The sequence below is a fragment of the Chromobacterium haemolyticum DSM 19808 genome (assembly GCF_000711885.1).
Lineage (GTDB): Bacteria > Pseudomonadota > Gammaproteobacteria > Burkholderiales > Chromobacteriaceae > Chromobacterium > Chromobacterium haemolyticum.
This window is the reverse complement of the sequence record NZ_JONK01000006.1, coordinates 135682-158033: the sequence shown is the minus strand read 5'-3', so window position 1 is coordinate 158033 and position 22352 is coordinate 135682. Positions and strand designations below refer to the sequence as shown.

The following is a 22352-nucleotide window of genomic DNA, read 5'->3' as shown; positions in this document are numbered from 1 at the left end:
CGGGCGGCGGCGATTTCATGGTGTCGGCATGCGTCAGGCGGATTTGACTCTGTTGTTTTCGTCCCGCAGCGCGCGGCGCAGAATCTTGCCGACATTGGTCTTGGGCAGTTCGTCGCGGAACTCCACCAGCTTGGGCACTTTGTAACCGGTGAGGTTGTCGCGGCAATGCTGGATGATGTCCTTTTCCGTCAGCGCGCGGTCTTTGCGCACCACGAACACTTTGACCACTTCGCCGGACTTGTCGTCCGGCACGCCGATGCAGGCCACTTCCAGCACCCCGGCGTGGCCGGCCACCACGTCTTCGATCTCGTTGGGGTAAACATTGAAGCCGGATACCAGAATCATGTCCTTTTTGCGGTCCACCAGTTTGACGAAGCCGTCCGGGGTCAGCATGGCCATGTCGCCCGTGGCGAGGAAGCCGTCCGGGCTCAGCACCTTGGCGGTTTCGTCCGGGCGGTTCCAATAGCCTTTCATCACCTGAGGGCCGCGGATGCACAGCTCGCCCTGTTCGCCGGGCGCCACTTCATTGCCGTTCGCGTCGCGCAGTTGCATCTCGGTGGAGGGCACCGGCACGCCGATGGCGCCGTTGTAGGCGGGGAGGTCCAGAGGGTTCATGCACACGGCCGGGCTGGCTTCGGTCAGGCCGTAGGCTTCCACCAGGGTGACCCCGGTCACTTGTTTCCACTTGTCCGCCACCGCTTTTTGCACCGCCATGCCGCCGCCCAGCGCCAGGCGCCAGGTGGAGAAGTTCAGCTTGGCGAACTCGGGATTGTTCAGCAGCGCGTTGAACAGGGTGTTGACCCCCGTCATGCAGGTAACCGGATACTTGCCCATTTCCTTGATGAAGCCAGGGATGTCGCGCGGATTGGTGATCAGGATGTTGAGCGCCCCCACCTCGGTGAACACCATGAGGTTGGCTGTCAGCGAGAAGATGTGATAGAGCGGCAGCGCGGTGACGATGATCTCTTGCCCCGGACGAATAACCGGCTTCACCCATTCGCCCGCCTGCAGCATATTGGCGACGATATTGCGATGCAGCAGCATTGCGCCCTTGGAGACGCCGGTGGTGCCGCCGGTGTATTGCAGGAAGGCGATGTCGTCATGGCCCAGCTGCACCGGGCGGTAGGGCGAGCGCGCGCCGCGGGACAGGGCGTCGCTGAAGCGGACATGGCCGGGCAGGCGCCACGGCGGCACCATTTTCTTGACCTTGCGCACCACAAAATTGACCAGCATGCCCTTGGCGAAGCCCAGCATCTCGCCAATGGAGGCCACGATCACGTGCTTGACCTGGGTGCGCGGCAGCACTTGCTCCAGCACATTGGCGAAGTTTTCCAAAATCACGATGGTTTCCGCGCCGGAATCCTTCAACTGGTGCTCCAGCTCGCGCGGGGTGTACAGCGGGTTGACGTTGACCACGGTGCCGCCGGCGCGCAGGGTGCCGAACACCGCAACCGGATATTGCAGCAGATTGGGCATCATCACCGCCACGCGGTCGCCCTTCTGGAGCTTCAGCTCATGCTGCAAATAGGAGGCGAACTGACCGGAGAGCTGATCCATCTCGCGGTAGCTGAGCTCTTTGCCCATGCAGGCCAGAGCGGGACGGTCATGGAATTTTTTTACGCTGCGGTCGAAAACCTCGACCACGGATTGAAACTGATTGATGTCGATTTCGTGAGCTACGCCCGGCTGGTAGTTTTTGAGCCACACCTTTTCCATAAATCCCGGTTTCTCCATCGTGCTGGTTAACGAGAGTCGCGCCAGCGTGTCGCGCGCCGGCGGGTATCGTACCTTTTGGTAACTATAATATTTGTTATGTCGCGGCGGCTTGGCCGCTCATGACGTCAAACTGCTGTTTGAGTGCCCGGTAATGTACCGTAACTAGAACCGCTCGCAAAGAAGTCCGGCGCAAACAGCCGCCCGAGTCCGTTGGCGGCGGGTGGTTCGCCGGTTTTCTTTTTCAATGGAATAGGTTACAATCGCGTCGGTTAGGGATGGGCGTTTCGCCCATTTTTTATTTGTGGAAAAAGCAATGGATGTTCGTTTGCTGCTGGACAGCACCCTGCCGGGTCTCGGCTATGAGTTGGTCGATTTCGAAATGACCCCGGGGGGCGGTTTTCGCGTTTTTATCGACAAGCCGGGTGGCATCACCGTGGAAGATTGCGTCCAGGTGAGCAATCACTTTACCCGCCTTTTCATGGTCGAGAACATCGACTACGAGCGACTCGAAGTATCTTCGCCGGGCTTGGACCGTCCGCTGAAGAAAGAGGCTGATTTCGTCCGCTTCGCCGGAAAGCTTGCCAAGATCAAGACGCGCATGCCGATCGAGCAGCAGAAGAAATTTACCGGTCGTCTTGCCGGGGTCGAGGAAGACTCTGTGAAGCTGGATGTGGATGGCCGTATCGTGGCAATTCCGTTTGCCAATATCGACAAAGCCAGGCTGGAGCCTGAGTTTTGATGTCTGGACGGCCATAAAGCCACGCAAAAGGACAAAAATCGGAGAGGAATGAATGAGTCGCGAGATTTTTTTGCTGGTGGATGCCCTGGCGAGCGAAAAGAATGTCAGCAAGGATGTGGTGTTTTCCGCCCTTGAGATGGCGCTTGCCTCGGCAACCAAGAAAAAGTTTACCGATGACGAGATGGACGTGCGCGTCGAAATCGACCGTCACAGCGGCCAATACCAGACCTTCCGCCGCTGGTTGGTGGTGGAGGACGAGCTGCTGGAATCGGAAAGCAAGGAAATCGGCGTAATCGACGCGCGTGAGCGCGATCCGCGCATTGAAGTGGGCGCGTTCATCGAAGAACCGATGGAAGCGGTGGAGTTTGGCCGTATCGGCGCTCAAACCGCCAAACAAGTGATCCTGCAACGCATCCGCGACGCTGAGCGCGAGCAGCTGCTGAACGAGTTCCTGCAGCGCCGCGAGCACCTTGTGACCGGCACCATCAAGCGCATCGAGCGGGGCAACGCCATCGTAGAATGCGGCAAGCTGGAAGCGGTGCTGCCGCGCGATCAGATGATCCCCAAGGAAAACCTGCGCGTGGGCGACCGCGTCAAGGCCTTCCTGTTGCGCATCGATCGTTTGGGTCGCGGCCCGCAGCTGGTGCTGTCGCGCACCTCTCCGGATTTCCTGACCAAGCTGTTTGAGCTGGAAGTGCCGGAAATCGACGAAGGCCTGCTGGAGATCAAGGCCGCCGTGCGCGATGCCGGCATGCGCGCCAAGATCGCGGTTAAAGCCAACGACGCGCGCATCGACCCGCAGGGCACCTGCATCGGCATGCGCGGTTCGCGCGTTCAGTCGGTCAGTCAGGAGCTGGGCGGCGAGCGCATCGACATCGTGCTGTGGGCGCCGGAACCGGCTCAGTTCGTGATCAACGCGCTGTCGCCGGCCGAGGTCAGCCGCATCATGGTGGATGAAGACAACCACAGCATGGACGTGGTGGTGGAAGAGGAACAGCTGGCGCTGGCCATCGGCCGTAGCGGCCAGAACGTCAAGCTGGCCGCCGAATTGACCGGCTGGTACCTCAACATCATGACCGTTGCCGAGGCTGAAGAGAAGCACCAGGCGGAAGACGCCGCCGTGCGGGATCTGTTCGTGAGCGCCCTGGGCGTGAGCGAGGATGTCGCCACCGTACTGGTGCAAGAAGGCTTTGCCGCTTTGGAAGAAGTGGCTTATGTGCCAATTGCGGAAATGCTGGAGATTGAAGGGTTTGACGAGGAGCTGGTCAACGATCTGCGCAGCCGCGCACGTGACGCTCTTTTAACACAGGCTATTGCGTCCGAAGAAAAGGTGGAAAGCGTTTCCGATGGCCTGCGCGATATCGAGGGCCTGGACGCCGAGCTGGTTCGCAAGCTGGCCGAAGGCGGCGTGATCACCCGCGACGACCTGGCCGATTTGGCCGTGGACGATCTGGTGGACATGACCGGCATGGAAGCCGAGACCGCCCGCGCCGTCATCATGAAGGCGCGCGAGCACTGGTTCGACCAGTAAGGCCTGTCCGGAAAGAATTTACAGAATTTGGGAAGACGCATGGTTTTGACAAACGTAAAACAATTTGCCAGTGAGCTGAATCTCACTCCGGAGCGCCTGCTGGAGCAGCTGGGCGCGGCGGGCGTGAGCAAGCGTTCGCCGGATGACGCGCTATCCGCGCAAGACAAGACCCAGCTTCTAGACTATCTGAAGCGTTCCCACGGCGCGCGCGACGAAGAGTCGCGCATCGCCCTGACGCGCAAGTCTACCAGCGAGATCAAGACCGCCGACGGCAGCACCGTCAAGGTGGAGACCCGCAAGAAGCGTTTCGTGGTGCGCCCGGAAGAGGCGTCCGCGGCTCAGCCCGCCGCCGCGGCGGAATCCCGGCCGGCCGAGCCGGTGAAGGCGCCGGAACCGGCGCCGGTGGTAGAGGCCAAGCCCGAGCCGAAAGCGGAAGCCAAGCCCGAGCCTAAGCCGGAACCCGCTCCGAAAGCGGCGGAAGCCAAGCCCGAGTCCAAGCCGGCGGAAGCGCCGCGTCAGGAAGCCGCCAAGCCGGCCGCTCCCAAGCCGGCCGCGCCGGCGCAGCGTCCCACCGTGGCGTCCATCCTGACTCCGGAAGAGATTGCCGCCCGCGAAGCGGAAGAAAAGCGTCAAGCCGCGTTCCGCGCCCGTCAGGAAGCGCTGATGCGCGAAAAGATCGAGCGCGAAGAACGCCGTCAGGCTGCCCGCCAGGCCGCGCTGCAGCCGCCTCCGCCGCCGCCGGCTCCCGAGCCGGTACGCGCCGCGGAGCCGGCGCGCCGTGACGAACCGCGTCGCGACGATCGTCGTCCGGCAGGCGACAACCGCGGTCCGCGCCCGACGGGCGACAATCGCGGCCCGCGCCCGGCAGGCGATAACCGCGGCCCGCGTCCGGCTGGCGACAATCGTGGCCCGCGCCCGGCAGGCGATAACCGTGGTCCGCGTCCGGCGGGCGACAACCGCGGTCCGCGTCCGGCTGCAGCCGGCGCGCCCGGCGCTCCTGTGGTTCCGGCCACGGTGGCCGGCCGTCCCGACGCCAAGAAGGGCGGCGGCAACAAGAAGGGCGGCGATCGCTGGGATGAAGGCAAGAAGGGCGGCCGCGGTCTGAGGACCAAGGGCGGCGATGCCGGCAACGACTGGAAATCCCGCGGCGGCAAAAACCGTCACAAGCAGAACAATCAGCACGCTTTCCAAGCGCCGACTGAACCGATCGTGCACGAAGTGCTGGTGCCGGAAACCATTTCCGTTGCCGACTTGGCGCACAAGATGGCCGTTAAGGCCGTTGAGGTGATCAAAGCGCTGATGAAAATGGGCATGATGGTAACCATCAACCAGGTGCTGGACCAGGAAACCGCGATGATCGTGGTGGAAGAAATGGGCCATGTGCCGAAGGCCGCTCAGGCCGACGATCCGGAAGCCTATCTGGAGCTGGGCGGCGGCGAAACCGTGGAAATGGCCGAGTTGCCGCGCTCCCCGGTGGTGACCGTGATGGGTCACGTCGACCACGGCAAGACCTCGCTGCTGGACTACATCCGCCGCGCCAAGGTCGCCGCGGGCGAAGCCGGCGGCATTACCCAACACATTGGCGCCTACCACGTGGAAACCCCGCGCGGCATGATCACCTTCCTGGATACCCCGGGTCACGAAGCGTTTACCGCGATGCGTGCCCGCGGCGCCAAAGCCACCGACATCGTGGTGCTGGTGGTGGCGGCCGATGACGGCGTGATGCCGCAAACCATCGAAGCCATTCACCATGCCAAAGCGGCCAAGGTGCCGATGGTGGTGGCGGTGAACAAGATCGACAAGCAGGGCGCCAACGTAGAGCGCATCCGCCAGGAACTGGTATCGCACGAAGTGGTGCCGGAAGACTGGGGCGGCGACACCCAGTTCGTTGAAGTGTCGGCCAAGATGGGCCTGAACATCGACGCGCTGCTGGAAGCCATTCTGCTGCAAGCCGAAGTCCTGGAGCTGAAAGCTCCGGTGGACGCCCCGGCCAAGGGCATCATCGTCGAGGCTCGTCTCGACAAGGGCCGCGGCCCGGTGGCCACGCTGCTGGTGCAGTCCGGCACCCTGAAGAAGGGCGACGTGGTCCTGGCTGGCACCGCTTTCGGTCGCGTTCGCGCCATGATGGACGAAAACGGCAAGGCCATCGAATCCGCCGGTCCGGCGATTCCGGTGGAAATCCTGGGTCTGTCCGACGTGCCGCAGGCCGGCGAGGACGCGATGGTGCTGACCGACGAGAAGAAGGCGCGTGAAATCGCCTTGTTCCGCGCCGGCAAGTTCCGCGACGTGCGTCTGGCCAAGCAGCAGGCGGCCAAGCTGGAAAATATGTTCGCGCAGATGGCGGAGGGCGAGGTGCAAACCCTGTCCATCATCATCAAGGCCGATATGCAAGGTTCTTACGAAGCGCTGGCCGGCAGCTTGCAAAAGCTGTCCACCGACGAAGTGCGCGTGGGCATCCTGCACTCCGGCGTGGGCGGCATCTCGGAATCCGACGTCAACCTGGCGATCGCCTCCAAGGCCATCGTGATCGGCTTCAACACCCGTGCCGACGCCGCCGCCCGCAAGCTGGCGGAGAGCGAAGGCGTGGACATCCGCTACTACAACATCATCTATGATGCGGTGGACGAAGTGAAAGCGGCCTTGTCCGGCATGTTGGCTCCGGAGAAGAAAGAGCAGATCCTGGGCACGGTGGAAATCCGTCAGGTGATCCCGGTGTCCAAGGTGGGCAATATCGCGGGTTGCATGGTGACCGACGGCATGATCAAGCGCACTGCTTCGATCCGTCTGATCCGCAACCACGTGGTGGTGCATACCGGCGAACTGGACTCCCTGAAGCGCTTCAAGGACGACGTGAAGGAAGTGAAGCAGGGCTACGAATGCGGCCTGATGCTGAAAAACTTCAACGACATCCAAGAAGGCGACCAGCTGGAAGCGTTCGAAATCGTGGAAGTGGCGCGCTCTCTGTAAGCGAGACGCCAGGGGCGGGCGCCGGTCTGACCGTGAGGTCGGCGGGCGCTCGCCTTTTTTAATTTCGCCGCGAAAACCACGAAATGACATGGCGGCCCAGGCCGTGTCATTTCGTGGGTTTCGTGGCCTTGAGCGGCGGCGACGCCGCGCAAAGTTGATTGGAAGTGATATGGCAAAAGCCAAAAAAGGTTTCTCCCGTTCCGACCGCATCGCTGAACAGATTCAGCGCGAATTGGCGGAACTGACCCGCAAGGGTTTGAAAGATCCGCGCGCAGGCTGGATCACCATCACCCTGGTGCAAGTGACCCGGGACTACTCGCACGCCAAGGTGTTCTACACCGTGATGGACGAGAAGACGCGGGAAGCGACACAGGAAGCGCTGGAAAGCTCCGCCGGCTATCTGCGTTCCGAATTGGGCCGCAGCATCAAGATCTTCACCACGCCGCAGCTGCATTTCGTCTATGACGAATCGGTGGAGCGCGGCATGCACATGACCAGCCTGATCAATCAGGTGGCGCGCGAGGACGCCGAAAAATTCGGCGGCCAGGAAGCCCCGTCCAGCGAGGACGGCGCCGAGGGCAAGGAATGAGCAAGCCGCGCAGCAATCGCCGACAGATAGACGGCGTGCTGCTGATCGACAAGCCCTACGACATCTCCAGCAACGGCGCCTTGCAAAAGGCGCGCTGGCTGCTGAACGCCGCCAAGGCCGGCCATACCGGTGTGTTGGATCCGCTGGCCACCGGCCTGTTGCCGGTGTGCCTGGGCGAGGCGACCAAGTTTTCCTCCTATTTGCTGGATGCGGACAAGGGGTATCGCGCCACGGTGAAGTTTGGCGTGGTCACCACCACGGGGGACGTAGAGGGCGAGGTAGTGTCCGAGCGCCCGATGGCTTTCGACCGCGAGGGCTTGCTGGCGGCGATGGCGGCGTTCCGAGGCGAAATCTCTCAGGTGCCGCCGATGTATTCGGCGCTCAAGCATCAGGGCAAGCCCTTATACGAGTATGCGCGCGCCGGCATTGAGATTGAACGCGAGGCGCGGCGGGTGAATATTCGCCGGCTGGAGCTGATCAGCCTGGACGGCGACACCGCTGTGATCGAGGTGCTGTGCAGCAAGGGCACGTATATCCGCACCCTGGCCTGCGACATCGGCGAAGCCTTGGGCTGCGGCGCGCATTTGACCGGTTTGCGCCGTACCGCCACTGGCGGTTTTTCCCTGGACGAGGCCTTGCAGCTGACCGACATCGAGGCGTTGGACATGCCGCAGCGGGAGGCTTTGCTGCTGCCGGCGGACATCCTGGTGCGCCATCTGCCGGAAGCTGAGTTGGCCGCCGACGAAGCCGGTAAATTCATGCACGGGCAGCCCGTGCGTTTTGCCGAAAAATGTGCGAAAATGCAGCGTTTCCGGATTTACCGCGAGGGAAGCCGGGAATTTCTGGGGCTGGGCGAGGCGCGCGACGATGGTCGCCTGCATCCGATCCGGCTCCTGGCGAGCAAGGCGGCAACGTCTTGAACGCCGGCGGCCTTAGGGCCGCAACCGGAGTGTTGATGGGTTGTCGGGGTTTCGGCCTTGCTTGCTCGCTGCACTTGTCGGGTTGAAAAACCCCTACTGATAATTTGGAGTTACCCCAAAATGGCAATGACCGCCGCTCAAAAAGCAGACATCGTTAAAGACTTCCAGCGCAGCGAAGGCGACACCGGTTCGTCCGAAGTGCAAGTGGCTCTGTTGACCGCTCGCATCAACGACCTGACCCCGCACTTCAAAGCCAACACCAAGGATCACCACAGCCGTCGTGGTCTGTTGAAGCTGGTTAGCCGCCGTCGTCGTCTGCTGGATTACCTGAAGCGCACCGATGCCGATAGCTATCGCGCATTGATCGCCCGTCTGGGTCTGCGCAAGTAAGGTTGGGTTTTGGAAAAGTCGCAGCGTGCTGCGACTTTTTCATGCCGCATCAAGATCGCGAGCATTACTGCTGTAACAACGGGGGGAGCCTCTAAAAATTCGGATCCATATGCCTTGGTCAGAATTTTTAGGGGTTCCCGTTGTTTTTTCGGCTTGCGATTATTTGTCACACACCAAGAAATAGGGAAACCCTGTGTTCAATAAAATCACTAAGTCTTTCCAGTACGGCCGTCATACCGTGACTCTGGAAACCGGCGAAGTCGCACGCCAGGCGTCCGGCTCCGTCATCGTCACCGTTGAAGACACCGTGGTGCTGGTCTCCGTGGTTGGCGGCAAGAACGTCAAGCCGGGCCAGGACTTCTTCCCGCTGACCGTGGACTACCTCGAGCGCACCTACGCCGCAGGCAAGATCCCAGGCGGCTTCTTCAAGCGCGAAGGCAAGCAGTCCGAGAAGGAAGTGCTGACCAGCCGCCTGATCGATCGTCCGATCCGCCCGCTGTTCCCGGAAGGCTTCTTCCACGACGTGCAAATCGTCGCCACCGTGATGTCGCTGAACCCGGAAGTGGATTCCGACATCCCGGCGATGATCGGCGCTTCCGCCGCTCTGGCCATTTCCGGCCTGCCGTTCGCCGGCCCGATCGGCGCCGCGCGCGTTGGCTACGCCAATGGCGAATACATCCTGAACCCGACCCGCACCGAGCTGGCCGCCTCCGAAATGGACTTGGTGGTTGCCGGTACCGAGCGCGCGGTGCTGATGGTGGAGTCCGAAGCCAAAGAGCTGCCGGAAGCCGTGATGCTGGGCGCCGTGGTGTTTGGCCACGAGCAAATGCAAGCCGCGATCAAGGCCATCAACGAACTGGCCGACGAAGTGAATCCGGTGATGTTCGACTGGGCCGCTCCGGTTGCCAATGAAGAGCTGATCGCCCAAGTGCGCGCCATCGCCGGCGAGCAACTGGCCAACGCTTTCCGCTTGCGTCAGAAGCAAGCCCGCACCGTGGCGATCAACGAAGCCTGGGACGCGGTTAAGTCCAGCCTGATCAACGAAAACACCGATACCCTGAAGGCCAATGAGATCAAGGGCATCTTCAAGGGTCTGGAAGCTGAGATCGTTCGCGGTCAGATCCTGGCCGGCGAAGCCCGCATTGACGGTCGCGACACCCGCACCGTGCGCCCGATCAGCATCCGCAATAACGTGCTGCCGCGCACCCACGGTTCCGCGCTGTTCACTCGTGGCGAAACCCAAGCCATGGTGGTGACCACCCTGGGCACCAAGCAGGACGAGCAGATCATCGACGCGCTGGCCGGCGAGTACACCGAGCGCTTCATGCTGCACTACAACTTCCCGCCGTACTCCACCGGCGAAGCCGGCCGCATGGGCCCGCCGAAGCGCCGTGAAATCGGCCATGGCCGCCTGGCCAAGCGCGCGCTGGTGGCCGTGTTGCCGCCGGAATCCGAGTTCGGTTACTCGATGCGCGTGGTGTCGGAAATCACCGAATCCAACGGCTCCTCGTCGATGGCTTCCGTGTGCGGCGGCTGCCTGTCGCTGCTGTCCGCCGGCGTGCCGCTGAAGGCGCACGTGGCTGGTATCGCCATGGGTCTGATCCTGGAAGGCAATCGCTTCGCGGTGCTGACCGACATCCTGGGCGATGAAGATCACCTGGGCGACATGGACTTCAAAGTCGCCGGTACCGCCGCAGGCGTGACCGCGCTGCAGATGGACATCAAGATCCAGGGCATCACCAAGGAAATCATGCAGGTGGCGCTGGATCAGGCCAAGGAAGGCCGCATGCACATCCTGGGCCTGATGAAGGAAGCCGTGGACGGCCCGCAAGAGCTGTCCGCTCACGCTCCGCGTCTGTACGTGATGAAGATCAACCCGGACAAGATCCGCGAAGTGATCGGCAAGGGCGGTGAAACCATACGCTCCATCACCAAGGACACCGGCTGCGAGATCAACATCGAGGAAGACGGCACCATCACCATCGCTTCGATCAGCAACGAAGGCGCGGAAGCCGCCAAGAAGCGCATCGAAGAGATCACTGTTGAAGTGGAAGTGGGCAAGGTGTACGAAGGCACCGTGGTCAAGATCCTCGACAACAATGTAGGCGCCATCGTGTCCATCCTGCCGGGCAAGGATGGTCTGGTTCACATTTCCCAGATCGCCAACGAGCGCATCAAGAATGTGGCCGACTATCTGAAAGAAGGCCAGGTAGTGAAGGTCAAGGCCATCGAAATGGACGACCGCGGCCGCATCCGCCTGTCCATCAAGGCTTTGCTGGAAGAAGAAGCCAAGACCGCGCAGGCAACTGCCGACTCCTTCGGCCTGAAAACCCAGTAAGCCCGCCTGAGCGCCGTTCCGATGCGGAACGGCCGCCGGCTAGCATCACCCCCTGCCAAGGCAGGGGGTTTTTTACGACTGCGAGATGAGCGCGATGGATGAGACGCGTATTGAGTTCGGTGGCGGCAAAGTGTTGCTCTTGATCGTCGCCGGACTGGCCTTTGTCGTCATCGGCTATTTCATGTGGACCGAGCCCGACCCCGAAGACAGCCTGATCCTGCGTTACGGCGCGGGGGGCGCGGCGATGATTTTCTTTGGCTGCTGCTGCCTGTTTGGACTGCGTCAATGCATGGAGGACAAGCCCGCCCTGATTTTCAACGCGCAGGGTTTGTGGGATCACTCCAGCCTGATCGCAGTAGGCTTGATTCCCTGGTCGGACATTGTCGATTGGGAGGTTTCGGCGGTGCGCGGCCAGCAGTTTTTGATCGTCAAGGTGAGGGCTCCGGGGGCGTATCTGAACAAGCTGGGGCCGGTGGCGCGGCTATTCAGCCGCTTTAATTCAATATGCTACGGCAGCCCGATCGCCATTTCATCCAGCGCCTTGCAAGCGAGCTTTGACGAGGTGCTGGCGCTCCTTGAGCGATACCATCAGCGCTACGGTTCTGCATCCTCCGGTTGGCGCTAGCCGCCGATCTTCACGCCGAGCCTCTGGGCTCGGCGTTTCTCTTGCTGGGCACCCAGATTATTCAGGGCTTGACCGCCATGCCTCGCGCCAGCAGTTTGGCGCTATCGCGGCACCAGTCGTCGATCAGGCTTTCCAGGCTCTCCAATTTGACTGGTTCGCCGCGCTGGCGGCTTTTGTCGCTTTTGCGCAGATTGACGCTGCCGGCCAGCAGTTTGCCGTTATTGGCGTCTTCCAATTGTCCCATGCTGGCCACCTTGGTCAGATAAGGCTCCTTGCCGGCGGCCAGCCGGCCCAGATTGAACACCGCCTTGATCGGCAAGATGTCCAGCGGCTCCACGCCCGGCCGCTCCTGAGCCATGCCGGTGACCGCCACGCGCAGGCGGGCGCTGTCCGGCAACGCTTCGCGGCTGACAGGGATGCCGACCTTATGCAACTCTTCGGTCATCCGTCGCTGAAAATAAGCGGCGATCCGGTTTTCCTCGCCGCTTTGCAGCAGTTGCCAGTCGCCGTCTGGCTGGTGGCGCATGAAATACAGCGGCTCCACCACAATGGATTTGTAAGTGTTCAGCTGAGCGTCTGGTGCACGGTACAGCCGTTGGGAGGCGTCGCGGTCCGAGGCTTTGAACGCGGTCAGCGGCAGGCTGAATAAGGTTTGTGGGTCTGCTGCGTCCTGAGCCATTGCAGGCAGAGCGGCCAGCAATAGCAGGCCGAGCGATAGAGTCTTGCGCATGATGCGTTCCTGTTGGTGTTGAGTGATAGCGCGCCATCCGCCCGCGGCGGCGGATTCGGCGGCAACCGCGGCTAGACCGTCGGCATGACGCCGGCGTTCCCCGGCTTCACAGATATTTGCATTCCGCCATCATCATGCTAGCAGTCCGAGGCGGGAGAGCACGATTTTGATCTTGAGCATTGAATACCACATTAATACCAGTTAGCCTGTGCCCACGGTGGCATGCGGATGACGAATGGGAGGCGCGGCGGTAGGGATTCCGCCGCGCGGCGCGCCACGCAAATCGCAGAGGTGAGCATGAGGACGAAACAACTATTGGCGGCGGGCCTGTTGTCGGCCAGCGCGCTGGCGTGGGCGCAGCCGGATGTGGCGGCGCTGGCGCGGGACCTGTCTCTGGCTGTAGCGGTGGACAGCAATAAGGGGGCCGCCGCCGGCGCGCCCTGCGTGGAGTTGGGCGCGGACTGGGGCAGCTGTTTGAAAGGGCGGCTGATTCTGCGGAACCATGGCTCGGCCGCGGTGCCGCCCAAGGATTGGACCTTGTATTTGCACAGCATTCGCCGGCTGCTGCGCTTGGACAGCCCGGACTTCGAGCTGAGCCATCTTACCGGCGACCTGTACCGGCTGACCCCCAAGCCCGGCTTTGCCGGCATCGCCGCCGGCGCCAAACTGGAGCTCCCGCTGGTGGCCGAGTACTGGATGTTGCATAACAGCGACGTGCTGCCGCGGCCCTACCTGACGGCGGAAGGTCAGGAGCCGGCGGTGCTGGCGCGCAATGACGATGACGACGCCAGCTATTTGCTGCCGTTGCCGGGTGATGAATGGAAGTCGCCGGCGGGGGAGGCGCGGCCTTTGATGGACGCTGCCGAACGCTACCGCGAGTTTGCGCGCCGCGGTCCGCAACTGGGCGCCGCCGACGTGGCCGCGCGGGTGATTCCCGCCGCGCTGCGCGTCAAGCGGGATGGCGGCAAGGCGGCTGCCGGCGGCTTGAGCTGGCGGCTGCCGGCCTTGCCCGCGGACGCGCGCGCGGCGCTGGCCCAGCGCAGCAGCCAACTGGGCCTGGCCGGTCAGGGCCTGCCGGTCAGCGGCGCGGTGGTCAAGGGTTTGCCGGCAGACATCGCCGTTGCCGGCGGCTACCGCCTGCGAGTGGAGCGCGGCGGCGCGCGCATAGACGCGCATGACGCCGCCGGACTGTTCTACGGCGCGCAGACCTTGCTGGGCCTGATCCCGCAGGGTGGGGGAGAGATCCCGACGCTGACGGTGGAAGACGCGCCGCGTTATGGCCACCGTGGTTTCATGGTGGACGTGGCGCGTAATTTTCGCCAGCCGGCCACGCTTAAGCGCTTGATCGAACAGATGGCCGCCTACAAGCTCAACAAGCTGCATCTGCACCTGTCCGACGACGAAGGCTGGCGCTTGCAGATCAACGGCCTGCCGGAATTGACCGAGGTCGGCGCGCGCCGCTGCCATGATCTGAACGAGGACCACTGCCTGCTGCCGCAACTGGGTTCCGGCCCGGACAACCGTTCCGGCGGCGGCTATTTGAGCCGCGAGCAGTATGTGGAATTGTTGCGTTACGCCAAGGCGCGCTTTATCGAGGTGATTCCGGAAATCGACATGCCGGCGCATGCGCGCGCGGCGGTGATGGCGATGGAACGGCGCTACCGCCATCTCAGCCAGTTGGGTCAGCCGGAGGCGGCTTCGGCTTACCGGCTGATCGATCCGCAAGACCGCTCCAATACCTTGTCGGTGCAATTCTACGACCGTCACACCTATGTCAACCCCTGCGTGCCCGGCGTGCCGCGCTTTGTCGACAAAGTGGTGTCGGAAGTGGCCGCCATGCACCGCGAAGCCGGCGCGCCGCTCGCCACTTGGCACTTTGGCGGCGACGAGGCCAAGAACATCCTGCTGGGCGGCGGCTTCCAGGACCTGTCCGGCCAGGACCCAGGCAAGGGCAAGATCAAGTTGGCGGCACAGGACAAGCCCTGGGCGCGTTCGCCGGCCTGCCGCGTCTTGCTGGCGGAGCAGCCGGGGAAAACCGTCGCCGATCTGCCCTTGCAGTTTGCCGAAGACGTCAGCCGCATCCTGGCGCGGCATGGCATCGCCACGATGGGGGCCTGGCAGGACGGTTTGAAGGGGGCGAAATCGCCCAAGAGCTTCGCCACCTCCAAGGTGATGGTGACCGAGTGGGACACCTTGTTCTGGGGCGCGGCGAAGGAGGCGCACGAGTTCGCCAACAAGGGTTTCCAGACCGTGCTGGCGATGCCGGATTATTTGTACTTCGACTTCCCCTATGAGCTTAACCCCAAGGAGCGCGGCTATTACTGGGCCTCGCGCGCCACGGACAGCTACAAGGTGTTCAGTTTCGCGCCGGACAATCTGCCGCAGAACGCCGAGGTGATGACGGATCGCCAAGGCAAGGCTTTTGAAGTGCCCAGCGAGGCCGCGCCAGCGCGCTTCGCCGGCATTCAGGGCCAAGCCTGGAGCGAGGTGATGCGCAGCGACGCCCAGTTTGAATACATGGCCTATCCGCGGCTGCTGGCATTGGCCGAGCGGGCCTGGCACCGCGCGGGCTGGGAACGGCCTTACCGTCAGGGCGAGCGTTATCAGTTAGGCGTCAGCCATCTGGTGGACCGCACGGCCTTGAACCGGGATTGGCAACAGTTCGCCGCGGTGCTGGGCTGGCGCGAGGCGGCCAAGCTGGAAGGCGCCGGCATCGGCCTGCGCATCGCGCCGCCGGGCCTGGAGAGCGGGTCGGCCGGGGTGTTGACGGAATTCCCCGGTCAGGCGCTGCAGTTCTCGCCAGACGGACGCAACTGGGCGCCGTACCGGCCGGGCCAGGGCGCGGAAGCGTCCTACTGGCGCGGCGTCAGCGGCGATGGCGCGCGCTTTAGCCGGCAGGAGTCGCGAGGCGGCGACTGAGCGCCGATGCGAGCAAGACAAGGACGCCCGGGCTGTTGGCCCGGGCGTTTTTCATTGCGAATAGACGCTCAGGCGTTGATTAAGGCAATGGTGTTGATCTATCTTGCTCATTCCGCTTCAAGCCGGAGGGCGGCGTTTACAGCAGGATTGGACACAGTTGCCCTCTGTAATGGATGTTGTCGGACAAAATTTATTGCGCTGTATCAAGGAATGTATACGGCGGTGTCGCAAACCGGATATGGATTTGCGACGGGCTTACCTTAGAATCATTGAAACTTCATGAAATCGTCGATAAAGCCGGCATCACGACCGGTCCGGCTCGCCGCTTGGGATTTCATGATACGGATAAGAAACGACGATAGAGCAGGAAGGGAACCATCAAGATGAGCAATACTGTAACGCGCGCCGATTTCGACCAAGTCATGGTCCCCAATTACGGCCCGGCCGGTTTCATCCCGGTCAAGGGCCTGGGTTCCCGCGTATGGGACCAGAGCGGCCGCGAATTCATCGATTTCGCCGGCGGCATCGCCGTCAACTCGCTGGGCCATTGCCACCCGCAGCTGGTGGCGGCCTTGACCGAGCAAGCTTCCAAGTTGTGGCACGTGTCCAATGTGTTCACCAACGAGCCGGCCTTGAAGCTGGGCAAGCTGCTGACCGAGACCACCTTCGCCGAGCGCGTGTTCTTCTGCAACTCCGGCGCGGAAGCCAATGAAGCCGCCTTCAAGCTGGCGCGCAAATACGGGTCCGATCACTTCGGCCCGGAAAAGAACCAGATCCTGGCCTGCAAGAACTCCTTCCACGGCCGCACCCTGTTCACCGTCAGCGTGGGCGGCCAGCCCAAGTACACCGAAGGCTTCGGCCCGGTGCCGGGCGGCATCGCCCACTTCGAATACAACGACATCGAATCGCTCAAGGCGGCCATCTCCGACCAGACCTGTGCGGTGGTGATCGAACCCATCCAGGGCGAGGGCGGCGTGATGCCGGCCGACAAGGCTTTCCTGCAAGCCGCGCGCGAGCTGTGCGACCAGCACAATGCGCTCTTGGTGTTCGACGAAGTGCAAAGCGGCGTGGGCCGCACCGGCTCGCTGTTCGCCTATCAGGAATACGGCGTGACCCCGGACATTCTTAGCTCCGCCAAGGGTATTGGCGGCGGCTTCCCGATCGGCGCGATGCTGACTACGGAGAAAGTAGCCAAGAGCTTCGGCATCGGCACCCACGGCTCCACCTACGGCGGCAATCCGCTGGCTTGCGCGGTGGCGCACAAGGTGCTGGAACTGGTCAACGAACCGGCGGTGCTGGACGGCGTGCGCGCCAAGCATCAGCGCTTCGTCGACGGCCTGAACGCGATCAACGCCAAATACCAGGTGTTCAAGACCGTGCGCGGCATGGGCCTGCTGTTGGGCTGCGTACTGACCGACGCTTACGCCGGCCGTGCCAAGGAGTTTCTGAAAGCCGCTGAAAAGCAGGGGCTGATGTTGCTGGTGGCCGGCCTGAGCGTGGTGCGTCTGGCCCCGTCGCTGGTGATCGAGGATAAGGACATCGACGAAGGCCTGGCGCGTTTCGAGGCCGCCATCGCCGAGCTGACCTCCGCTCAATAAGGGCCTCGCGGCACTGATTCCGGGCGGCCGTCGCGGCCGCCCTTGCTCCAGACACAAATACTGTTATCCCCCACGTTCCTGCCCCCGGCTGGCGCGCGGGCGATGCTGCGCCGCGGTCCCGCCGCGGCCTGGCCGGATTTCAGCGATTAGGGGAGATGTCCCATGCTTACCGTGCGTCCTGTCCGCACCTCCGATCTGCCCGCCATCGAACGCATGGCGGTGGCCAGCGGCATCGGTGTCACCAGCTTGCCCAACAACCGGGAAAAGCTGTTCGAACGCATTCAGCAGTCCGTATCCGCCTTCGAACACGAAGCCACCGGCGATTCCGGCTGCGAATACTATATGTTCGTGCTGGAAGAAGGCGGCCAGGTGCTGGGCACCGCGTCGATCAACGCTTCCGCTGGTTTCGACGAGCCCTTCTACAGCTACCGCAGCGAGATCTTCGTGCACGCCTCGCGCGCGCTGAAGGTCAACAACCGCGTGCACGTGCTGAATATGTGCCATGACCTGACCGGTATGGTGCAGCTGTGCGGTTTCTACGTGGACAGCCATCTGGAGCCACTGGCCGCCGAGCTGCTGTCGCGCGCCCGGCTGCTGTTCATCGCCAGCAAGCGCGAGCGCTTTGGCCGCCGCGTGATCGCGGAGATGCAGGGCATTCACGACGACGCCGGCCAATCGCCGTTCTGGAACGCCATCGGCCGCCGCTTCTTCAATATGGATTTCCTGCAGGTGGAGCAGGCTTTCGTCAGCCACAGCAAGACCTTCATCGCCGAGCTGATGCCCAGCTACCCTATCTATGTGCCGCTGCTGCCGGACGAGGCGCAGCACGCCATCGGCCAAATCCACGCCAGTTTCGAGCGCTCCTGCCAATTGCTGTGCAACGAGGGCTTCGAGGCCGACAACTACATCGATATCTTCGACGGCGGCGCGGTGCTCACCGCCGAAGTGGACCGGCTGAAAACGCTGGAAACCAGCCGTTGTTATCCGGTGGAAGTGCTGGCCAGCCTGCCGGAGCAGGCGCAGCCGCAGCTGTTGAGCAATCTCGAATCCAGCGAATTCGCCGCCGCGGTGTGCCGCGTGGCGGTGGTGGACGGCGTCGCCTTCATCAATCCCGACGCCGCCCGCGCGCTGGGCCTCGCCAGCGGCGGCCAGGTCCAGGTGGCCGGCCTGCAGCAGAAGGAGTCCGCAGCATGATGTTCATCCGCCCCGTAGCTCACAAAGACCTGGACGGCCTGATGAATCTGGCGCGCAGCGCCGGCGTCGGCCTGACCTCCCTGCCGGTCAACGAAGAGCGGCTGTCGCGTCGCATCGCCCGCTCGGTGCTGTCTTTCGCCGGCGAGCTGGACAAGGCCGACCAAGGCTATGTCTTCGTGATGGAAGACGGCGCCACCGGCGCCATCGCCGGCATCTGCGCGCTGGAGGCCGCGGTGGGCCTGAAGGAGCCGTGGTACAACTACCGCGTGGGGACCATCGTCCACGCCTCCGAGGAGTTGGGCGTGTATTCGCGCCACGACACTCTGTTCCTGTCCAACGACCATACCGGTTATTCCGAGCTGTGCACGCTGTTCCTGCACCCGGATTACCGCGCCAACCGCAACGGCGGCCTGTTGTCCAAGAGTCGCTTCCTGTTCTTGGCCCAGTTCCCGCAGCTGTTCGGCAAGCTGGTGGTGGCCGAGATGCGCGGCGTGTCCGACGAAGCCGGCCGCTCGCCGTTCTGGGAAGGCCTGGGCCGTCATTTCTTCTCCATCGACTTCGCTCACGCCGACTATCTGACCGGCGTCGGCCAGAAAGCCTTCGTCGCCGAGCTGATGCCCAAGCACCCGGTCTACATCGACTTCCTGCCGCCGGAGGCGCAGGCGGTGATCGGACAGACTCACGAAAACACCCGTCCGGCGGTGGCGATGCTGGAGTCCGAAGGCTTCCGCTACGAAGGCTATGTCGACATCTTCGACGCCGGCCCGACGGTACAGGCCTATACCAGCGAAATCCGCGCGGTGAAGGAAAGCGCGGTGGCCGCCGCGCGGCTGGCGGACCCGCTGCCGGAGGGCGACAAGAACTTCTATCTGGTGTCCAACGACTCGCTGGCCGGCTTCCGCGCCATCCTGGCCGAGACGCTGGCGCCCACCCATGAAATCCTGCTGACGCCGGAACAGGCGCAGGCGCTGAATGTGGAAGAGGGCGGCCATCTGCGTTGCGTCGCGCTCTATCCCAAGGAGAATGCATAGTGAGCAGCTTATTCATCAATGGACAATGGCAAGAAGGCGCCGGCGCGGCGCTGAGCAAAACCAATCCGGCCGACAATAGCCCGCTGTGGCAGGGGCGCGCCGCCGACGCCGCCCAGGTGGACGCCGCCGTGGCCGCAGGCCGCGCCGCGTTCAAGCACTGGGCGCGCACGCCGCTGGACGCGCGGGTTGCGGTGGCCAAGCGTTTCGGCGAACTCCTGAGCGCCAACAAGGACGCGCTGGCCCGCGTCATCGCCCAGGAAACCGGCAAGCCGTTGTGGGAGGCGCTGACCGAAGTGACCACCATGGTCAACAAGGTGGACATCTCGCTGAAGTCCTATCACGAGCGCACCGGCGAACGCGCCGCCGCCATGGGCGACGCCCAGGCTGTGCTGCGCCACAAGCCGCACGGCGTAGTGGCGGTGTTCGGCCCCTACAACTTTCCCGGCCACCTGCCCAACGGCCATATCGTGCCGGCGCTCTTGGCCGGCAACGCGGTGATTTTCAAGCCGTCGGAACTGACGCCGTGGACGGCGCAGGAAACGGTGCGGCTGTGGGCCGAAGCCGGCCTGCCGGCGGGCGTGATCGCGCTGCTGCAAGGCGCGCGCGATACCGGCGCGGCCCTGGCCGGCCATGCCGGCATCGACGGCCTGTTCTTTACCGGCAGCTCCGCCACCGGCGCGCTGCTGCACAAGAACTTTGCCGGCCATCCGGACAAGATCCTGGCCTTGGAAATGGGCGGAAACAACCCGTTGATCGTGGAAGGCGTTCAGGATATTGATGCCGCCGTCCACCACATCGTCCAGTCCGCCTTCGTTTCCGCCGGCCAGCGCTGCACTTGCGCGCGCCGGCTGCTGGTGCCGCAAGGCGCATGGGGCGATGCGCTGCTGGCGCGGCTGGTGGAGGTGGCGGCCAAGCTGCGCGTCGGCAAATACGACGCCGAGCCGGCGCCCTTCATGGGCGCGGTGATCTCCAGCGCCGCCGCCGAGGCGCTGCTGCAAGCCCAGGCCGCGATGCTGGCCGCCGGCGGCAAGGCGTTGCTGGAAATGCGCCGGCTGACGCCGGACGCGGCGCTGCTGAGCCCGGGCATCATCGACACCACCGCCGCCGCGCGTCCGGATGAGGAATACTTCGGCCCGCTGCTGCAAGTGATACGCTACGCCGATTTCGATGAGGCCATCGCCATCGCCAACGACACCCGCTTCGGCCTGGCCGGCGGCGTGTTGTCGGACGAGCGCGCGCTGTACGAGCGCTACCTGCTGGAAAGCCGCGCCGGCGTGGTGAACTGGAACAAGCCCTTGACCGGCGCGTCCAGCGCCGCGCCCTTTGGCGGCGTGGGCGCCTCCGGCAACCATCGCGCCAGCGCCTATTACGCCGCGGATTACTGCGCCTATCCGGTGGCCTCGCTGGAATGCGACAGCCTGGCCGTGCCGGCCCAACTTTCGCCGGGGATCACGCTGTGAACGCCTATGAAGTGAATTTCGACGGTCTGGTGGGCCCGACGCATAATTACAGCGGCCTGTCCTTCGGCAATGTGGCGTCCACCAGCAATGTCAGCGCCGCGTCCAATCCCAAGCTGGCCGCCAAGCAGGGCCTGGCCAAGATGAAGGCTTTGCACGACCTGGGCTTCAAGCAGGGCGTGTTGGCCCCGCACGAGCGTCCGGACGTGGCCAGCCTGCGCCTGCTGGGCTTTGCGGGCAGCGACGCCGAAGTGGTGGCGCGCGCCGCCAAGGAAGCGCCGGCCATCCTGGCCGCGGCCAGCTCGGCCTCCTGCATGTGGACGGCCAACGCCGCCACGGTGAGCCCGTCCGGCGATACCGCCGACGGCCGCGTGCATTTCACCCCGGCCAATTTGAACAATAAATTCCACCGTTCGATCGAGCACCCAACTACCGGCCGGCTGCTGCGGGCGATGTTCGCCGACGAAGCCCGCTTCGCCGTGCATCCGGCGCTGCCGGCGCAGATGCACTTCGGCGACGAGGGCGCGGCCAACCATACCCGCTTCTGCGCCGAGTACGACGGCCCGGGCGTGGAGTTCTTCGTGTTCGGCGCGGCGGCTTTCGACGCCCGCTATCCCAAGCCGGCCAAATTCCCGGCGCGGCAGACTCTGGAAGCCTGCCAGGCGGTGGCGCGGCTGCATGGCCTGAGCGCGGAGCGCGTGGTCTACGCGCAGCAGGACCCGGACACCATAGACGCCGGCGTGTTCCACAACGACGTGATCTCGGTGGGCAACCGCCAGGTGCTGTTCCACCACGAGAAATCCTTCCTCGATCAGCACAAGGTGCTGGCCGAGCTGAGCGCCAAGCTGGCCGCCGCCGGCGGCAGCTTCGTGTCGGTGGAGGTGCCGGCGGCGGAGGTCAGCGTAGAGGAGGCGGTGAAGAGCTATCTGTTCAACAGCCAACTGCTGTCCAAGCCGGACGGCAAGATGATCATCGTGGTGCCGGAGGAGTGTCGCAATCAGCCGCGCGTCTGGGCTTATCTCTGCAAGCTGGTCGCCAGCGGCGGCCCCATCGACGAGGTGAAGGTGTTCGACCTCAAGCAAAGCATGCAGAACGGCGGCGGCCCCGCCTGCCTGCGGCTGCGCGTGGCGCTGTCCGCTGCGGAGATTGCCGCGGTCAACCCCAAGGTGCTGATGAGCGACGCGCTGTTCGCCACGCTCAACGCTTGGGTGGATCGCCACTACCGCGACCGCCTGAGCAGCGATGACTTGGCCGATCCGCAGCTGCTGATCGAAAGCCGCACCGCCTTGGACGAGTTGAGCGGCATTCTGGGTCTGGGCTCGGTGTATCCCTTCCAGCTGGGCTAAGAGCGGCTAACAAAACCCCTGATGCTGCGTTGTCCCGACCTTGCCGTACTCAATGTACTGTCTGCGTCGGCGCGCCTTGCCTCAGCCGTAAAACGGAGTTTTGTTAGCCACTCTAAGAACCTGTTCACGATCTGCTGCGCGTCGTGAAGCGTTGCACGGTGAGTACAAGCTCAAAATGCTCATGTACCACGTGACCATTCCGCTTTTTCGCTCGTTTTCGCCTTGTCTCGCTCTGGCTCGCGAGATTGTGAACAGGCTCTAA

General features: G+C 63.4%; 16 protein-coding genes. 14 read left to right on the top strand and 2 right to left on the bottom strand.

The features are described 5' to 3' along the window. Positions 1-33 precede the first annotated feature (33 nt). Entirely contained in the window at positions 34-1716 is a 1683-nt protein-coding gene (locus tag BR71_RS05925) for a long-chain-fatty-acid--CoA ligase (protein ID WP_043633995.1), read from the bottom strand. Between the two features lie 313 nt (positions 1717-2029). On the opposite strand from BR71_RS05925, the gene rimP reads away from it, so the two are divergent. The 8 genes from rimP (at position 2030) to BR71_RS05885 (ending at position 11815) form a co-directional block, all read left to right on the top strand. Next, on the top strand, positions 2030-2455 hold the full coding sequence (rimP, locus tag BR71_RS05920) for a ribosome maturation factor RimP (protein ID WP_043633992.1): 426 nt from the start codon (positions 2030-2032) through the stop codon (positions 2453-2455). Positions 2456-2507: 52 nt separating this feature from the next. Then, positions 2508-3986 (top strand): transcription termination factor NusA, encoded by a 1479-nt coding sequence (gene nusA / locus BR71_RS05915; protein WP_043633989.1) that lies wholly within the window; start codon positions 2508-2510, stop codon positions 3984-3986. Between the two features lie 39 nt (positions 3987-4025). Next, positions 4026-6953: a translation initiation factor IF-2 gene (gene infB / locus BR71_RS05910; RefSeq protein WP_043633986.1), complete on the top strand. Its 2928-nt coding sequence runs from the start codon at positions 4026-4028 to the stop codon at positions 6951-6953. Between the two features lie 169 nt (positions 6954-7122). Then, the gene (rbfA, locus tag BR71_RS05905) at positions 7123-7542 is read left to right on the top strand and encodes a 30S ribosome-binding factor RbfA (RefSeq protein ID WP_019104451.1); all 420 of its coding nucleotides are present in this window, start codon (positions 7123-7125) and stop codon (positions 7540-7542) included. After that, a complete protein-coding gene (gene truB, locus BR71_RS05900) occupies positions 7539-8462 on the top strand; it encodes a tRNA pseudouridine(55) synthase TruB (RefSeq protein ID WP_043633981.1) in 924 nt (307 codons plus the stop codon). Before rbfA ends, truB begins: the two co-directional genes overlap by 4 nt. Positions 8463-8582: 120 nt before the next feature. After that, complete coding sequence (rpsO, locus tag BR71_RS05895; protein WP_019104449.1) at positions 8583-8852, top strand: 30S ribosomal protein S15; 270 nt, start codon at positions 8583-8585, stop codon at positions 8850-8852. Between the two features lie 193 nt (positions 8853-9045). Then, positions 9046-11190, top strand: a complete 2145-nt coding sequence (pnp, locus tag BR71_RS05890; RefSeq protein WP_043633977.1) for a polyribonucleotide nucleotidyltransferase — start codon at positions 9046-9048, stop codon at positions 11188-11190. An 85-nt stretch (positions 11191-11275) separates the two neighbouring features. After that, positions 11276-11815, top strand: coding sequence for an STM3941 family protein (locus tag BR71_RS05885; RefSeq protein WP_156038835.1), 540 nt, complete (start codon positions 11276-11278; stop codon positions 11813-11815). 61 nt (positions 11816-11876) lie between these two features. Here BR71_RS05885 and BR71_RS05880 read toward each other — a convergent pair whose 3' ends face one another. After that, complete coding sequence (locus BR71_RS05880; RefSeq protein ID WP_043633966.1) at positions 11877-12545, bottom strand: DUF3313 domain-containing protein; 669 nt, start codon at positions 12543-12545, stop codon at positions 11877-11879. Between the two features lie 297 nt (positions 12546-12842). On the opposite strand from BR71_RS05880, the gene BR71_RS05875 reads away from it, so the two are divergent. The 6 genes from BR71_RS05875 to astB all read left to right on the top strand — a co-directional run bounded on the left by BR71_RS05875 (position 12843) and on the right by astB (position 22090). Next, on the top strand, positions 12843-15464 hold the full coding sequence (locus tag BR71_RS05875) for a family 20 glycosylhydrolase (protein ID WP_043633963.1): 2622 nt from the start codon (positions 12843-12845) through the stop codon (positions 15462-15464). A gap of 383 nt (positions 15465-15847) precedes the next feature. Beyond that, a complete protein-coding gene (locus BR71_RS05870) occupies positions 15848-17062 on the top strand; it encodes an aspartate aminotransferase family protein (RefSeq protein WP_043633961.1) in 1215 nt (404 codons plus the stop codon). A gap of 162 nt (positions 17063-17224) precedes the next feature. Further along, positions 17225-18256, top strand: a complete 1032-nt coding sequence (aruF, locus tag BR71_RS05865; protein WP_043633958.1) for an arginine/ornithine succinyltransferase subunit alpha — start codon at positions 17225-17227, stop codon at positions 18254-18256. Beyond that, positions 18253-19287, top strand: a complete 1035-nt coding sequence (astA, locus tag BR71_RS05860; protein WP_043633954.1) for an arginine N-succinyltransferase — start codon at positions 18253-18255, stop codon at positions 19285-19287. The genes aruF and astA overlap by 4 nt, the downstream gene beginning before the upstream one ends. Next, the gene (gene astD, locus BR71_RS05855; protein WP_043633951.1) at positions 19287-20747 is read left to right on the top strand and encodes a succinylglutamate-semialdehyde dehydrogenase; all 1461 of its coding nucleotides are present in this window, start codon (positions 19287-19289) and stop codon (positions 20745-20747) included. Before astA ends, astD begins: the two co-directional genes overlap by 1 nt. Continuing rightward, a complete protein-coding gene (gene astB, locus BR71_RS05850; RefSeq protein WP_043633948.1) occupies positions 20744-22090 on the top strand; it encodes an N-succinylarginine dihydrolase in 1347 nt (448 codons plus the stop codon). The genes astD and astB overlap by 4 nt, the downstream gene beginning before the upstream one ends. The last annotated feature ends 262 nt before the right edge of the window (positions 22091-22352 follow it).

Coding starts and splice junctions, on each gene's coding strand:
- BR71_RS05870 (WP_043633961.1), top strand. CDS start 15,848: ATGAGCAATACTGTAACGCGCGCCGATTTCGACCAAGTCATGGTCCCC.
- BR71_RS05875 (WP_043633963.1), top strand. CDS start 12,843: ATGAGGACGAAACAACTATTGGCGGCGGGCCTGTTGTCGGCCAGCGCG.
- rpsO (WP_019104449.1), top strand. CDS start 8,583: ATGGCAATGACCGCCGCTCAAAAAGCAGACATCGTTAAAGACTTCCAG.
- aruF (WP_043633958.1), top strand. CDS start 17,225: ATGCTTACCGTGCGTCCTGTCCGCACCTCCGATCTGCCCGCCATCGAA.
- BR71_RS05880 (WP_043633966.1), bottom strand. CDS start 12,545: ATGCGCAAGACTCTATCGCTCGGCCTGCTATTGCTGGCCGCTCTGCCT.
- astA (WP_043633954.1), top strand. CDS start 18,253: ATGATGTTCATCCGCCCCGTAGCTCACAAAGACCTGGACGGCCTGATG.
- rbfA (WP_019104451.1), top strand. CDS start 7,123: ATGGCAAAAGCCAAAAAAGGTTTCTCCCGTTCCGACCGCATCGCTGAA.
- infB (WP_043633986.1), top strand. CDS start 4,026: ATGGTTTTGACAAACGTAAAACAATTTGCCAGTGAGCTGAATCTCACT.
- BR71_RS05925 (WP_043633995.1), bottom strand. CDS start 1,716: ATGGAAAAGGTGTGGCTCAAAAACTACCAGCCGGGCGTAGCTCACGAA.
- nusA (WP_043633989.1), top strand. CDS start 2,508: ATGAGTCGCGAGATTTTTTTGCTGGTGGATGCCCTGGCGAGCGAAAAG.
- truB (WP_043633981.1), top strand. CDS start 7,539: ATGAGCAAGCCGCGCAGCAATCGCCGACAGATAGACGGCGTGCTGCTG.
- BR71_RS05885 (WP_156038835.1), top strand. CDS start 11,276: ATGAGCGCGATGGATGAGACGCGTATTGAGTTCGGTGGCGGCAAAGTG.
- rimP (WP_043633992.1), top strand. CDS start 2,030: ATGGATGTTCGTTTGCTGCTGGACAGCACCCTGCCGGGTCTCGGCTAT.